This is a genomic window from Ruminiclostridium cellobioparum subsp. termitidis CT1112, assembly GCF_000350485.1.
GTDB classification, from domain to species: Bacteria; Bacillota; Clostridia; order Acetivibrionales; family DSM-1351; genus Ruminiclostridium; species Ruminiclostridium termitidis.
The window spans coordinates 1-14,675 of record NZ_AORV01000045.1 but is presented as its reverse complement, the minus strand read 5'-3'; the positions used below and the strand labels follow the sequence as shown (position 1 = coordinate 14,675).

Annotated in this window: 12 protein-coding genes; all 12 read left to right on the top strand. The window is 40.4% G+C overall.

All coding sequences use genetic code 11. The features are described 5' to 3' along the window. Positions 1 to 96: 96 nt before the first annotated feature. The 12 genes from CTER_RS16650 (at position 97) to CTER_RS16595 (ending at position 14,648) form a co-directional block, all read left to right on the top strand. The gene (locus CTER_RS16650) at positions 97 to 642 is read left to right on the top strand and encodes an NADH peroxidase (protein ID WP_004627411.1); all 546 of its coding nucleotides are present in this window, start codon (positions 97 to 99) and stop codon (positions 640 to 642) included. A 300-nt stretch (positions 643 to 942) separates the two neighbouring features. Further along, on the top strand, positions 943 to 2,241 hold the full coding sequence (locus tag CTER_RS16645; protein WP_117387244.1) for a DNA methyltransferase: 1,299 nt from the start codon (positions 943 to 945) through the stop codon (positions 2,239 to 2,241). Positions 2,242 to 2,260: 19 nt separating this feature from the next. Continuing rightward, positions 2,261 to 3,043, top strand: a complete 783-nt coding sequence (locus CTER_RS16640) for a hypothetical protein (protein ID WP_004627403.1) — start codon at positions 2,261 to 2,263, stop codon at positions 3,041 to 3,043. 728 nt (positions 3,044 to 3,771) lie between these two features. Next, positions 3,772 to 4,695 carry an aldo/keto reductase gene (locus CTER_RS16635; protein WP_004627476.1) on the top strand — a complete coding sequence of 308 codons (924 nt, stop codon included), beginning with the start codon at positions 3,772 to 3,774 and terminating at the stop codon, positions 4,693 to 4,695. 257 nt (positions 4,696 to 4,952) lie between these two features. After that, positions 4,953 to 6,536 (top strand): extracellular solute-binding protein, encoded by a 1,584-nt coding sequence (locus CTER_RS16630; protein WP_004627489.1) that lies wholly within the window; start codon positions 4,953 to 4,955, stop codon positions 6,534 to 6,536. Positions 6,537 to 6,659: 123 nt separating this feature from the next. Continuing rightward, on the top strand, positions 6,660 to 7,622 hold the full coding sequence (locus CTER_RS16625; RefSeq protein ID WP_004627427.1) for an ABC transporter permease: 963 nt from the start codon (positions 6,660 to 6,662) through the stop codon (positions 7,620 to 7,622). Positions 7,623 to 7,646: 24 nt separating this feature from the next. Then, complete coding sequence (locus CTER_RS16620; RefSeq protein ID WP_004627487.1) at positions 7,647 to 8,519, top strand: carbohydrate ABC transporter permease; 873 nt, start codon at positions 7,647 to 7,649, stop codon at positions 8,517 to 8,519. Between the two features lie 130 nt (positions 8,520 to 8,649). Continuing rightward, positions 8,650 to 9,054, top strand: a complete 405-nt coding sequence (locus CTER_RS27065; RefSeq protein ID WP_004627426.1) for a helix-turn-helix domain-containing protein — start codon at positions 8,650 to 8,652, stop codon at positions 9,052 to 9,054. Positions 9,055 to 9,093: 39 nt separating this feature from the next. Further along, positions 9,094 to 9,720, top strand: coding sequence for a DAK2 domain-containing protein (locus tag CTER_RS16610; protein ID WP_004627407.1), 627 nt, complete (start codon positions 9,094 to 9,096; stop codon positions 9,718 to 9,720). A gap of 63 nt (positions 9,721 to 9,783) precedes the next feature. After that, complete coding sequence (locus CTER_RS16605; protein ID WP_004627465.1) at positions 9,784 to 10,698, top strand: glycyl-radical enzyme activating protein; 915 nt, start codon at positions 9,784 to 9,786, stop codon at positions 10,696 to 10,698. A gap of 52 nt (positions 10,699 to 10,750) precedes the next feature. After that, positions 10,751 to 13,090, top strand: coding sequence for a pyruvate formate lyase family protein (locus tag CTER_RS16600; protein WP_004627400.1), 2,340 nt, complete (start codon positions 10,751 to 10,753; stop codon positions 13,088 to 13,090). Positions 13,091 to 13,136: 46 nt separating this feature from the next. Further along, positions 13,137 to 14,648 (top strand): CoA-acylating methylmalonate-semialdehyde dehydrogenase, encoded by a 1,512-nt coding sequence (locus CTER_RS16595; protein WP_004627372.1) that lies wholly within the window; start codon positions 13,137 to 13,139, stop codon positions 14,646 to 14,648. Positions 14,649 to 14,675 lie beyond the last annotated feature (27 nt).

Here is a 14,675-nt window from a genome sequence, read left to right as displayed (position 1 = left end):
AGGGGGTACATATATAAACGTTGCCGGAACGGCATTAGGAAGCTTAAGCTTAATTAAAATTTTAAATAATATTTACTTAATGGAGGATTTGTGACTATGAAGAAATTTGTCTGTTCAGTTTGTGGTTATGTTCATACAGGAGATGCGGCACCGGACAACTGTCCGCAGTGTAAGGCCCCAAAGGAAAAGTTCGTTGAGCAAACAGAAACTTCCGCAGCATGGGCTGATGAGCATAGAATAGGTGTTGCTGCCGGAGTGGATGCTGAAATTCTGGAAGGCTTGAGAGCCAACTTTATGGGTGAATGTACTGAAGTGGGTATGTATCTTGCCATGGCAAGACAGGCCGAGCGCGAAGGTTATCCCGAAATCGGCGCATTCTACAAGCTGGCTGCCTGGGAAGAGGCTGAACATGCTGCGAAATTTGCGGAATTGCTGGGTGAAGTAGTTCACGCCGATACAAAGAAGAACCTTCAGCTCAGAGCCGAAGCCGAAGCCGGGGCATGCAAAGGCAAAAAGGATCTTGCTGTAAGAGCAAAACAGTTGAATCTGGATGCCATACATGACACAGTTCACGAAATGTGCAAGGACGAAGCAAGGCACGGAGCGGGGTTCAAGGGACTTTTAGAGAGATATTTCAAGTAAAAAGTTAATATAAAATGATTCAATAAAATACAATTCTCAAAGTCGGAGAAACGTTGAATGATAAGGTTTATAGCCAAAGTTCACGAAACTGATATTGGGGGTTGTATTTTTTGTAGTTTTTGATATATTGGCATATATCAAATTTTGGTGGGAAAAGCATGGGAACTCAGGGGCTGTTTTGCTCTTTTCATTAATGGAAAGCAGAAAGAACGGCTAAGATTTATTTTAATGAAAGTTACGCGTTTTGAAACTTGTTCCGATTTAATCTTTGAAAACAAGGTATTATAGTTTATACTATAGATGAAGGTTAAAACATGGAGGATTACAAAATTGTCATATGCAGTACAATCAAAAGAAGGCATAGAGCTAAATCGTTTGTATCAAGAAGATTTGTCAGTACATGATTGGTATCGATTCGTTTTATCATTTCCACCACATTTAGTGCGAAAGTATTTGAATAAATTTAATATTTCTGATAATCAAACAGTATTAGATCCATTTTGCGGAACGGGCACAACACTTGTTGAATGTAAAAAGCTCGGTATACCTTCAATTGGAATCGAAGCAAATCCTATTGTTCAGCTAGCAGCAGCTGCAAAAACAGATTGGTCAATAAATGAAAAAGTATTAATTGACAATTCTTTAAAAACAGCAGCCTATGCTCAAGAAAAATTGAAATCGTTGGGGGACAGAATAAAAGTATTAGAGCCGGAAAAGAATAATTTACTTATTAAAAATTCTATTAGTGCAGCCCCTTTACATAAAACATTAGTTTTAATTGAAGAATTGCAAGAACATCGGTGTGATGAAGTATTCAACCACCAAACCATTGCTTTAGCCAAACAAATCGTTTATTCTTATAGTAATTTGCATTTTGGACCGGAAGTTGGAGTAAGCAGGAATAAAAAGATTGATGTGCCGGTAATAGAAAATTGGATCAACGGGGTTTATTCTATTGCAAAAGATATAGAAGAATACAAGAAGTTAACTCATGTTGAAGCTAGAGTCCATTTAGCTGACTCAAGAAATATAGTATCATGTATTTCGGATAATAGTATTGATGCTGTAATAACTTCGCCACCATATCCTAATGAAAAGGACTATACTCGGACAACTCGTTTAGAATCCGTACTCCTTGGATTTATTAATAATAAACACGATTTAAGACAATGTAAGGAAAATTTACTAAGATCAAACACAAGAAATGTTTACATTACTGATAATGATGAAACATGGATTAAGAATAATTTAAAAGTTATTGAGTTATCGAAGGCTATTGAAAATAAGAGAATTGAACTAGGAAAAACATCTGGATTTGAGAAGTATTATCATCGGGTAGTAGAACTATACTTTGGAGGAATTGCTAAACACCTTGCTCAATTAAGAATAAAATTACGTCCAGGCGCAAAGCTAGCATATGTTGTAGGAGATCAAGCTTCATATTTTAGGGTTTTAATAAAAACTGGTGAAATAATTGCGGATATCGCTTCCGATCTGGGATATAACATAGAAAGTATAGATTTATTTAGAACAAGATTTTCCTCATCTACTGGTGATTATATAAATGAAAATGTTGTGGTTATGAATTGGCAAGGTTAATTTGCAGGAGGCATTAATTATGCAAAATAGGTACAGCAAATTAGTTGAGACTATTTTCTTAAAAAATTACATAAAAGGATCTGAAAGAGTAGACTTTAAAAGAGTTGACTTTGAAACAACATCACAAGAATTAGGGATAACATTGCCTAAAAATTTGGGAGATATAATATATTCATTTAAATACCGAACAGCCTTACCGGATAGCATAACAAAGTTAGCACCTGGAGGCAAGGAATGGGTTATTAAGAATGTTGGAAGATCAGAATACTCTTTTGTAGCTACAACGGTGTCTAGAATAATTCCAGATCCAATGCTCATAACCATTAAAATTCCTGATGCTACTCCAGGAATAGTTCAGAAATTTGCTCTTTCTGACGAACAGGCATTATTAACCAAATTAAGGTATAATAGGTTATTAGATATTTTTACAGGTGTTACTTGTTATTCCTTGCAAAACCATTTAAGAACGACAGTTCCAGGTGTTGGACAGGTTGAGACAGATGAGATATATGTGGGAATTGACTCAAAAGGTCGTCAATATGTATTTCCACTTCAGGCAAAAGGTGGAACAGATGAACTAGGAGCTGTTCAAATAGAACAGGATATTCTTCTGTGTAGATGTAAATACCCGGATCTAATTTGCCGAGCTATTGCAGCGCAATTCATGAGTAATGATACAATCGCCATATTTGAGTTCCAAATAGAGAATGATGAAGTAAAAAAGGTCTGCGAAAAACATTATATGCTAGCTAAATCAAGCGATATTTCAATTGAGGAGATTATAGAATATAATAACAGATGAGTATCGTTGTGTATTTACTTTTAGAAAAAAATCCTTGTGTGTGGGAAAATATTTTTAGTGGTAAATCAGTGGGAAATTTGTACTATTTACGAAATCTGAGTTGGTGAAACCGTGAAATAAAGCTGTTAATCCGTTGGAAGTTTCATGACAAAGCACGGCACGGCGCGGGGTTCAAGGGACTTTTAGAGAGATATTTCAAGTAAAAAGTTAATAAAAAATGATTCAATAAAATACAATTCTCAATTTCAGGTAAGCGTTGAATATTAAGGCTTGAAGCCGATGTTCACCAGACTGATATTGGGGGTTGTATTTTTTTGGAGTATAGGAATTTATAAGTCTTGGAACAGTGATGAGGTACTTATAATACTGCGTTTGAATGTGTACACAAGAAAATTTGCGTAGTATGGGCAGAGTACCTAAGCGGGCGTGAAGCGGATTTGCGAAGCAAATTTCTTTTTATATTATATCGACATTTAAAAGTTAAGGAAAACTTAAATATGCCGTTAGAAAGACATATTTAAATACTTATTGTCAATTTTGGATTGGTTTATATTTTTACGGTGTAAAATAAAATTACTACTCAATTAATCTGCTTTTTAAAGTGATATCCTATTATAATTTTCAAATTTGTTAAAAGAAAAATAAATAACTTCTATAATGAATTGTTTCAAATATTTTATAAGGTGTAAATCAATTTAACACTAATCAAAAGGATGAGGTGATTGGATATGAAATATGCAAGACTGGGAAAGACGGAATTTAATGTATCAATTTTAACCTTTGGATGCATGGAACTGGGAGGAGGCCCCTGGGAGGTCAACAGTGACGAGGACAACATAAAAGTGCTTCAAAAGGCTTTTGAGAAAGGCATAACAACCTTTGATACTGCAGAAATGTATGGTAGCGGGCATTCTGAGGAGGTTCTTGGTAAAGCCCTGGAAGGAAAAAGAAAGGAATGTATTTTTGCGACAAAGGTCAATAAGGAACATTTATGGCCTGCAGATATCAGAAGGTCGGTGGAGGCCAGTTTAAAAAGGCTGAGGACGGATTATGTGGACATATACTATGTTCATTGGCCCAGTTATGAAATACCCATAGAGGAAACTATGTCGGAATTCAATAAGCTTAAGGACGAGGGCATAATCAGGGCTATAGGGGTCTCGAATTTTTCGTTGAAACAGCTGCAGGAGGCTATGAAGTTTGCACGTATAGATTTAATACAACCGGAATACAATCTGCTGCAAAGAGATATTGAAAACGGCATAATGCAGTATTGCTGCGAGAACTCCATCAGCGTCTGCGGCTATAATTCAATTGCAAAGGGTATTTTAACAGGTAAATTTCATCTGGGCGGAGCTGTAATCACGGATGACGATTTCAGAAGAAAAAAAAGACTTTTCCTGCCCGAGCATCTTGAAAAGGAATGGGATATTATTCATTTATTAAAAGAAATAGCTGATTCGAAAGGCTGCAGCCTTTCACAAGTGGCTATAAGCTGGCTGTTTTACCAGAAAGGCTTTACTTCGGCAATTGTGGGAACCCAAAGCGAAAAGCACCTGGAGGATAACATAAAGGCTGTTGAAATAGAACTTTCAAAGAGTGAAATTGAGAGGCTGGGAAAAGTAAGCTTGAGAATCATTAATGGCCTGTAGGCGGATTATATTTGGCGGAGAATTAAGTTTTTCTTAAATTGAACCGGATATTTCCGGTGTTATCGTATAGTTTATTAATTTTGTGAGATTTAAACAAATTTCATATAGAATACTATTAACGAATAGTGCATAAAGCACAAAAATGTTAATCAATTGTATTTAATATGGTTTCATCAATAGATGATAAGAGTATCCGGAGCTTTTAAAAAATCGTGTTGATGTGTCCTATTAAAATAACACAAAGGAGGAATATAAAAGTGTCAAAAAATTTTAAAGGATTTGTCTTCAGGTTTCTCCCAATAAGTATGGCGATAGCTCTTATGTTGTCTGCATGCGGAGGTTCCGGTGAAACAGCCGGGGAATCAAACCCTTCTTCAGCGTCCCAGCCGCAAACGGCAGCTTCAGCGGATGGGAAAGACCCGAATGATATTGTTGAGATTAATATACTTGCACCACTGTTTACTGATCCACCGGATATGAATAATGAATTCTGGACTGAATACCAGAGACTGACTCGAAGCAAGCTGAATGTCGAATGGGTAAATTCCGGTGATTTCCATACTGCTTTTAATCTGAGAGTGGCATCGGGAGATGTACCTGAGGTTTCAGGAGTTCCTGACATCAGAAGCCTGCAGCTCCTTAACGCAATTGATAACGGCGTATTTTGGGATATTACCGAACCTCTGGGCGATTTTAGCAAATACCCCAATTTAAAAAACAATGTAGCAGCCAACTGTTATTCCTATTTATCCGTTAAAGGCAAAATATATGCACTTCCACGTTCACGTACAAGAATTGACCTTGGTGTGAACATCAGAAAGGATTGGCTGGATAAACTGGGAATTCCGCTTCCTACAAATACTACAGAATTTGCAGATGCTCTTGAAAAAATAGTGAAATCCGATGCTGACGGAAATGGTAAGGTAGACACTGTAGGCCTTATTGCAACCGGTGCACTCCCAGGCTCACTGCAGGTGGCTTTTGGCGCACTGACACCTCAGTACAATGATGACGGCGGACAATACTATCCTTGTTTAACCGATGGCTGGATTGATTATGTGGAATATTGCAGAGATCTGTACAGCAGAGGCGTAATTGACAAGGAATATATGAATGCCAAGTATGAAGATGGTATGAACATGTATACCTCAAACAGGGCGGCTGCATATGTTATGAGCATCTGGAACATATGGGAACAGGAGCAGGGATCTGCGAAGGTTCAGAAGGATCCTGTACCGGAGATTGTTTCACTTAAACTCACAGGTCCGAAGGGGGATACAGGTATTCAGCTTAACACAGGTGTTTCGGGCGGATATTACATAAGCAAGAAGGTGTCCGAAGAAAAGATGCTCAGGATCCTTCAGTACATGGAGGATGCAACATCCCAGGAAGTAACCGATTTGGCATACTATGGAATAAAAGGCGTACATCATGATGTTGTTGATGGTACTCCGGTTCTTAATAAATTAGGTATCGCCCAGATAAATACTTCAAGTAAATGCGTTGGCCCGCTTGCATATATGAAATATGGCAAGGTTGACAGTGCCGCCGGTTCAAAAGAATATAACGAAGCCAGACGTAAGTCGGTTGAGGGTTACGAAGAGGTTGGTAAGGTAGACTTATGGGGTAATGGCACGTTGGTTTCTGAAACCTGGCAAAAGGTATGGCCGAAGTATGAAAATACATTCAAGGCAAACGAAACAAAAACTGTTGCTGGAAGAATGTCAATGGATGAATTCAGGGCATATGTCGAATCATTGAGAAATGACCCCGCACTCAAGCCGGCATTCAAAGAATTTGCAGCAGCTTATGAGGATTTTAACAGCACGTTGAAAAAATAGCACTTAAAATGTATTCAGGTTTTTGCGAAACAGGAGGTTTCATGGCCTTCTGTTTCGCAAAATATTATCAGGAAGTTGTTATAGCCCGTGTAGGTTAATTGTTATTTAAAGGAGATGTGTAGCTTGAACGAAATAACGGGAGTAAAAAATAAAAACCAAAATGCAGTTTCATCCCAAAAGGCTAAGAAGACATGGGCAGCAGTAAAGCAGCATAAGTTTCTATACTTACTTGCGGCACCCGCTTTAATATATTTTGCAATTTTTAAGTTCGGCCCCATGTGGGGGCTTCTGATGGCATTCAAGGACTATAGCCCGTATAAAGGCATATTCGGCAGCCCCTGGATAGGGGTTAAGCTGTTTCAGGATTTGTTCAAGGATCCATTCTTTTTCTATATGCTCCGCAATACGGTAGCAATAGCAATGCTAAAATTATTCTTTTATTTCCCAGTTCCCATATTTCTGGCCATCATGCTCAATGAAGTCAGACATAATACTTACAGAAAGTTAGTACAAACAGTGGTATATTTTCCACACTTCCTTTCGTGGGTTATAACAGCCAGTCTGACCGTCTTTGCATTGTCTGCCAATATGGGTTTTGTAAATAAGATTTTAGCATCAATGGGTAAAGAGCAGATACTTTTTCTGGTAGACCCCAATTATTTCTGGCCAATAGTTCTTATTCAGTCTATCTGGAAGGAAGCCGGCTGGGGAACAATCATTTTTATGGCTGCACTTGTGAGCATAGATCTGCAGCTTTATGAAGCAGCTCTGATTGATGGAGCTACACGTCTGCAGCGTATTTGGCATGTGACTCTTCCCGGGTTGCTCCCTACAATCGTTGTACTTTTAATTCTCAGGCTTGGTCAGATATTTGATGTTGGATTTGAGCAAATCCTCTTAATGCAAAATTCTCTGGTACGGGATGTATCTGAAATTTTTGACACATATTCGTACAGCCAGGGTATATTGCAGGGGCAGTACAGCCTGGGTGCGGCGGTTGGATTTTTTAAGAGCTGTATCGGCTTGATCTTCCTGACCACTTCAAATTATCTTGTAAAGAAGTCAGGAAATGAGGGTATCTTTTAATAATTGTTTTAGGGGGAGATTAGTATGATCAATAAATTCTCATGGGGAGATGCAATAAATTATATCATACTCGGAATTATCAGCATAATCTGCTTGGTACCGATTTTCTATGTTTTCAGTGTTTCCTTTACAGACCCAAGCGTATTTATACCTTTGGAATTTAAATTGATCCCGGAGAAGTTTTCGCTGGATTCTTATTTTTATATTGCAAATACAAGCTCATTTAAGTCAGCGCTGTCAAATTCAGTAATTGTAACAATTGCGGGTACCATTATAAATATTTTTGTAACCTTTACCGGAGCCTATGGGCTTTCAAAAACCAGCCTCCCGGGAGGAAAAATATTTTTGGCGCTCATTACCTTTACCCTTGTATTCAGTGCCGGAATGGTTCCAAATTACATACTTGTAAAAGGGATGCATTTAATAAATACCTACTGGGCAATTATTCTTCCGGTTATGACAAATGCATGGAGTTTTCTTGTGGTGCGCAGCTTTATGGTTGCAATACCTAACGAGATAGAGGAAGCCGCAAAAATAGATGGCTGCAACGATATATCACTATTCGTGCGTATTATTATACCTTTGTCCCTGCCTGCGGTTGCCACATTCGTATTGTTTTTTGCCGTTGATCACTGGAACTCTTTTTTCAATACCATGTTGTATATAACCAATACAAAAATGTGGACACTTCCACTATTAATAAAAAGTATGATTATGGATTCCGGTGCTACATCAGGATCTGCGGCGGCAGGAATAGCAGCGGATCAGCAAAATGTACCTGTTGAGACGGTAAAGATGGCTGCTATTGTTTTGTCAATGCTTCCTATCGTAGTGTTGTATCCATTTCTTCAAAAATATTTTGTCAAGGGTGTCATGATTGGTGCCGTAAAGGGATAAAAGCTACACTGGATCACAAGGAAAAATGTGCTTATAACCTAATAAAGCCGGTTGTTTTAGCCGTCCGGGAATGATAGAATCGACTGATTATATATACTAAAAAATTCCGGATATATATGAGGGATACTATATGAAGCTTGGGGATATGATTCAGGAAATAAGACAGGATAAAGGTCTTTATCAGAAGGATTTGGCAAAAATACTTAATGTTTCGGTAGCTACCATTTCACATTATGAATCGGGTATAAATATGCCGGATATTGAAACGATTTGCCTGTTGGGGGATTACTTCGGAGTTTCGGTAGACTATATTTTGGGACGAACAGCATTAAAAATGGATTGGAATACATTTAAAAGGTCGGTAAAGCTTCCTGATGGAACAACCACAACCGTAGACAAGGTAATGACAGCATTTCTAAAGCTGTCGGATGAAAGTCAAACTGAAATAATAAAATTGATGGAACTGTATAAGTTGAAAGATGACAAAAGACATATAAAACTTAAAAAGCAGTCGAAAAAAATTTCTGCATTATAACATGAACTTTCACAACGAGATGGGATCGGAGGTTTTGACATGGTATATACCATAGAAAATATAAAACATGTACTTAATTTATCAGCAGATATACTAATAAATTCGAAAGAAAGACTGACACAGCTTGATAGTAATGCTGGAGACGGAGACCTCGGGATTTCAATGGAGAAAGGGGCTTTAGCGCTGAAGGCTGAGGTCTCTGCATATACGGGAGAGGATATCGGAGAGCTGTTCATAAGATGTGGGATGGCATTTAACAGGGTAGCCCCTTCAACAATGGGGACATTGTTAAGCGGTTCAATTATGGCACTGGGAAGAAAGCATAGAGGAAGCAAGGAAATAGATGATAATGCTGCAATTCAAGCTCCGAGAATAATGGCCGAAGCTATAATGAATTTAGGCAAAGGCCGGCCGGGAGATAAAACCATACTTGATGCATTGATACCTTTGGCTGAAGCCATTGAAAGTTCTTTTGAGTCAACTCCCGATATCAGGCTCGCCATGAAAACAGCGGCATATGCAGCTGAAAAGGCCGCAAATGAGACAAGGGGGATGCTTGCAAGAGTGGGCAGGACCAAATGGATAGCAGAACGCACAAAGGATCATCCTGATGGTGGAGCAGTTCTTTGTTCCATAATTGCACAGGCTTTGGCAAGTGTCAATTAACAAATATGAGACTTTGTGAAATTGATATGCATATATAATTATCGATTAGAGGGTGATCTTATTATGGATAAAGACTCCGGCGGGAATTCCGGAATAGTATTTGACATAGATCATTATGCGGTGCATGACGGGCCCGGAATAAGAACATGTATTTTTTTGAAAGGTTGCTTTTTATCCTGTTTATGGTGTCATTCTCCTGAATCCCAGTCCATAAAACCTCAGTTGCTTTATTCAAGCTCAAGATGTACACATTGTGGGGCATGTACCACTGTATGTCCCGAGGATTTGCACAGTATGGACTCAAATGGGCACAAATTCAAAAGAGAAGGGTGTATAACCTGCGGCAGATGTGCCGAGGTATGCCCGACAGGTGCGTTATTTATCTGCGGGACGCGTATGACTCTTGACGAAGTTGTAAATGAAGCTCTTGAAGATATGGCTTTTTATAAAAACAGCGGCGGAGGGGTGACACTGACCGGAGGGGAAGTGCTTTGCCAGCCTGCTTTTACACTACGGATACTGCAAGCGCTCAAAAAAGAAGAGGTACATACCATTGTGGAAACATCGGGCTACGGGAATAAGCGGGATCTTATTGATTTAGTTCCCTATACGGATATATTCTATTTTGATTATAAGCTTGGGAAAAAAGAATTATTTAAAAAATATACCGGCGGTGATTGGGACGTTGTACTGGAAAATCTTAAGGCCCTCAGGGAAAAGACCCGAAGTATAGTGCTGCGTATACCACTGATACCCGGTATTACAGATAGTGTTGAAAATATTAACTCAGCGTATGAGATTGCAAATAAACTTAAAATAGGAGTAGTTCATTTATTGCCGTATAATTCATCGGCAGATGCTAAATATGACTGGTGCGGCATGAACTATTCACTTGGCAAACTTAGTGCCAGACCCGGACTGTATGAAGAATTGCTGAATATGGCACCTAAAGATATTAAGGTTAGTGTGGTAAGGTAAAAATTGACAGGATAAAGCCCGGAAAAAATTTGTGTAGAAGGGATTTGATTTTATGAAATTATCAGATTTCAACCTGATGGAGTATTCTGAAAGTATAGTGAAAAGCACTCCTTCAGCACGTGTAGTTGAGTTAATATCTGATGTGCGTGAGAATATGCACCTGAGCAAAAAACAATTTGCTGAAGAAGGCTGTGTATTAAACGAAGAGACTTCAGATCTGCCGCTTATAGTGCGTAAAGCCATGTCTGAAAGGCTAAAGCTGTCTACTGCACCTGTGGGTATCTGGGAAAAACAGCTTTTTGCCGGCTGCTATTCATTTAAGGATGAATGCCTGACAAACTCAAATGTTTTACCGGTATTTGCACGTGAGGAGGAAATTCAGGAAGGTAAAAAATACGGGTTTGGGATATATTCAATGTTTGGGCATATATCACCGGACTATCCGCGTTTATTGAAACTCGGTACCTCCGGCATAAGAGAAATGGCTGTGGAAAAGCTTGCGGGTGATTTGACGCAGAAGAGCAGGGACTTCCTGACGGCAGCCATCATATCGCTTGAGGGTCTTGAAAGCTTTGCAAAACGCAACTCGGACCGGCTGTTTGAAAAAGCTGAAACTACTAAAGACAATAAACGTAGAAAAGAACTGTTAAATGCTGCAAATGCATTAAAAAACAGTCCGCTTTATCCGGCACGGACATATTTTGAGGCATGCCAGGCAACCTGGCTTTTACATCTTGCCTTTCAGCTGACAGACAACCATCTGGCGCTGGGCAGGCCGGACCAGTTCCTGTATCCCTTTCTTAAAGAAGATCTTGAGGCCGGGAGGACCACAATTGACGAAGCACAGGAGCTTACAGACTGCTTCATGCTGAAATTTAACGAACGTGCATTGAATAATCAGACAAATGCACAGATGAAGGATATGGAACGTGAGCAGGAGGAGCATGAAAAGAAATGGCTCAACCGGAAAATCACTGATATAGGCCAACAGCGTTATAACATACGGGATACAATTGATGCTACAAACCACTGGAACCAGAACGTAGTAATTGGAGGACTTATACCGGCGGATGGCAGTGATGCAACCAATCTGTTATCCGTAATGATTCTTGAATCCTATCACCGTATAAGAATGACAAATCCGGTGCTTACAGTGAGAGTTCACAGGAATTCTCCCCAATGGTTTTTAAGACAGGTGGCCGAGACTCTGAAAACTGGGGGAGGCTTGCCTGCCATTTATAATGATGAGACTATAATCAAGGCGTTTACAAAATTCGGAATAGACGAAAAGGAAGCTCGGGATTATGCTAACAACGGCTGCTGGGAGGCATTGCTTCCGGGTAAAACCGACTTCTATTTTATAAAGCTGAACGCATTAAAATGTCTGGAATGGACTTTGAACCGGGGCGTGTGCCATATTGACGGCAAGCGGGAGGTTCCTGACCAGGGAGATCCCGCAAGCTTTGAATCCTTTGAAGTGATTTTTGAAAAAACAATGGAAAATATACGGCTGGTAGCCGAAGAATCCGCAAAACATATGCTGCATACCCATCCGCACCGTTCTTCCATTGCGCCTGTACCGCTGCTGTCCGCTCTGCTGGACGGACCGGTGGAAAAAGGTCTTGATATGACTGATATGGGAGCACGTCTGGTTGTAGGTGGTGTTGTAGCAGAGGGATTGAGCCATTTGATCGACTCCCTTTGCGCAATACAAAAAGTAGCATTCGAAGAAAAGAAATATTCCATAGGAGAATTGGCAGCTGCAATTGATAATGACTTTGAGGGGTATCAGTTGCTTCACACCCTTGTGTCCAATTCTCCAAAATACGGAACCAACAATCAGATAGCCGATGCTATGGGCCGTAAAGTAATAGACAGGTTTGCAGAGATCATGCAGCAAATTGACGGGAAGTATGAGGAAATAAAATTTATGCCCGGCGTAGGAACCTTCTCCTGGTACATAGCAATTGGTGAAGGTACGGGGGCAAGTGCCGACGGCAGACTTTCAGGTAGGCCTGTGGCAAGCAACTTTTCTCCGTCTGCCGGTGCAATGACCAAAGGTATTACGGCAGCCATAAATTCTTTTTGCCGGATGGGCCTTGAGGGCTTACCACTGGGATCTCCTCTTGACCTGGGAATGGCTGAGCGTTATGTTGCAGGAGAGGAAGGTGTGAACCGACTTATAGGGTTGATAAAAACCTTTGTTGAATTGGGCGGCAATATGCTGACAATTAGCGTTGCCGACACCGAAACACTGCTCAAGGCTCAAAAAAATCCGGAGGATTATAAAGACCTCAGGGTTCGTATGGGAGGATGGTCAGCATATTTTACAATGCTTTCAAAAGAGCAGCAGGAGCATCATATCAAAAAGAGCGAGGGCGGCATTTTTTAGAGTAGCAAATTTCTTGATAACAAGTCCATAAAGGGAGGGCTAATACATGAGTGAAATAAAGATCTTAAAATACTACGCAGGCGGACAATGGATAGAATCTAAAAGTGAAAAGTATATGGATGTATTTGATCCGAGTACAGGGATGGTAATTGCCAAAACTCCCTGCTGTACTGCAGATGAAGTTAATGACGCCATAGCGGCTGCGGCCAAGGCATATCCTGGCTGGTCTACTATTCCGCCAATAAAGCGGGCGGCAGTATTTTTCAAACTGCGCCGGCTTATTGAGGAAAACTTTGATAAGCTTACGGAAACTGTGGCAAGAGAAAACGGCAAGGCCTGGGAAGAGGCGCAGGGAGATGTGCTTAAGGCGAAGGAAGCAACAGAGCTGGCATGCGGTATACCGAACCTGCTTGTTGGAGAAGCTCTGAGAGATGCGTCCAAAGGTTTTGATACAGTGCTTTATAGAGAACCGTTAGGGGTTTTTGCCGGAATAGCTCCTTTTAATTTTCCTGCGATGATACCTATGGGATGGATGGCACCCATATGCATTGCATGCGGAAATACAATAGTAATCAAAGCAGCCAGTTTTACACCCATGACAGCCATGCTGTTTGCAGATTTATACAAACAGGCCGGATTGCCGGATGGAGTACTTAATATTGTAACCTGCAGCAGGAATGAGGCGGAATTGCTGTTAACACATCCCGAAATTAAAGGAGTATCCTTTGTAGGGTCTACATCGGTGGGCTTAAATGTGTACAGGAAGGCAGCAGCAAGCGGTAAGCGCGTACAGGCACTTTGCGAGGCTAAAAATCATGCTCTTGTTTTGGAGGATGCTCCAATAGAAAGAACTGCACGCGGAATTATAAATGCCGCCTTCGGGTGTGCGGGTGAGCGCTGTATGGCACTGCCTGTGGTGGTTGCACAGGAAAGCATTGCGGATGAACTGGCAGGGTGGCTTGTAAAATTGGCCAAAGAAATAAAGGTTGGTCCGGCATACGACAAAGCCTCCGGAATGGGTCCCGTAATAAATGCGGGGCATAAGAAGTTTGTTAGCGGATGGATAGATAAAGGTGTTGCCGAAGGGGCAAAGCTGGTGCTCGATGGGCGTAATTATACTGTATCCGGATATGAGGAGGGCTTCTACATAGGACCTACAATATTCGACCATGTAACTCCTGAAATGACCATCGGGGATAATGAAGTATTCGGACCGGTATTATGCATCAAAAGGGTAAAGGATTTTGAAGAAGGAATCAGGCTCATGAATAATAACAAGTTCGCAAACGGCTCTGTAATATTCACTCAAAACGGATACTACAGCCGGGAATTTGCAAGAAGGACTGACGGAGGCATGGTAGGTATAAATGTGGGTATACCTGTTCCGGTAGGACTGTTCCCGTTTTCAGGGCATAAGGATTCGTTCTTTGGAGACCTGCATGTTTTGGGAAAAGACGGGGTAAAATTTTTTACCGAGACAAAGTGTGTGACAACCCGCTGGTTTGACCAGGACGAATTAAAGGCTGAAAAAGTTAATACCTGGGATGGAATGATATAATTCATTACAGTTTTGTGGCCGCTAAGC

Coding starts and splice junctions, on each gene's coding strand:
- CTER_RS16650 (WP_004627411.1), top strand. CDS start 97: ATGAAGAAATTTGTCTGTTCAGTTTGTGGTTATGTTCATACAGGAGAT.
- CTER_RS16645 (WP_117387244.1), top strand. CDS start 943: ATGAAGGTTAAAACATGGAGGATTACAAAATTGTCATATGCAGTACAA.
- CTER_RS16640 (WP_004627403.1), top strand. CDS start 2,261: ATGCAAAATAGGTACAGCAAATTAGTTGAGACTATTTTCTTAAAAAAT.
- CTER_RS16635 (WP_004627476.1), top strand. CDS start 3,772: ATGAAATATGCAAGACTGGGAAAGACGGAATTTAATGTATCAATTTTA.
- CTER_RS16620 (WP_004627487.1), top strand. CDS start 7,647: ATGATCAATAAATTCTCATGGGGAGATGCAATAAATTATATCATACTC.
- CTER_RS27065 (WP_004627426.1), top strand. CDS start 8,650: ATGAAGCTTGGGGATATGATTCAGGAAATAAGACAGGATAAAGGTCTT.
- CTER_RS16610 (WP_004627407.1), top strand. CDS start 9,094: ATGGTATATACCATAGAAAATATAAAACATGTACTTAATTTATCAGCA.
- CTER_RS16605 (WP_004627465.1), top strand. CDS start 9,784: ATGGATAAAGACTCCGGCGGGAATTCCGGAATAGTATTTGACATAGAT.
- CTER_RS16600 (WP_004627400.1), top strand. CDS start 10,751: ATGAAATTATCAGATTTCAACCTGATGGAGTATTCTGAAAGTATAGTG.
- CTER_RS16595 (WP_004627372.1), top strand. CDS start 13,137: ATGAGTGAAATAAAGATCTTAAAATACTACGCAGGCGGACAATGGATA.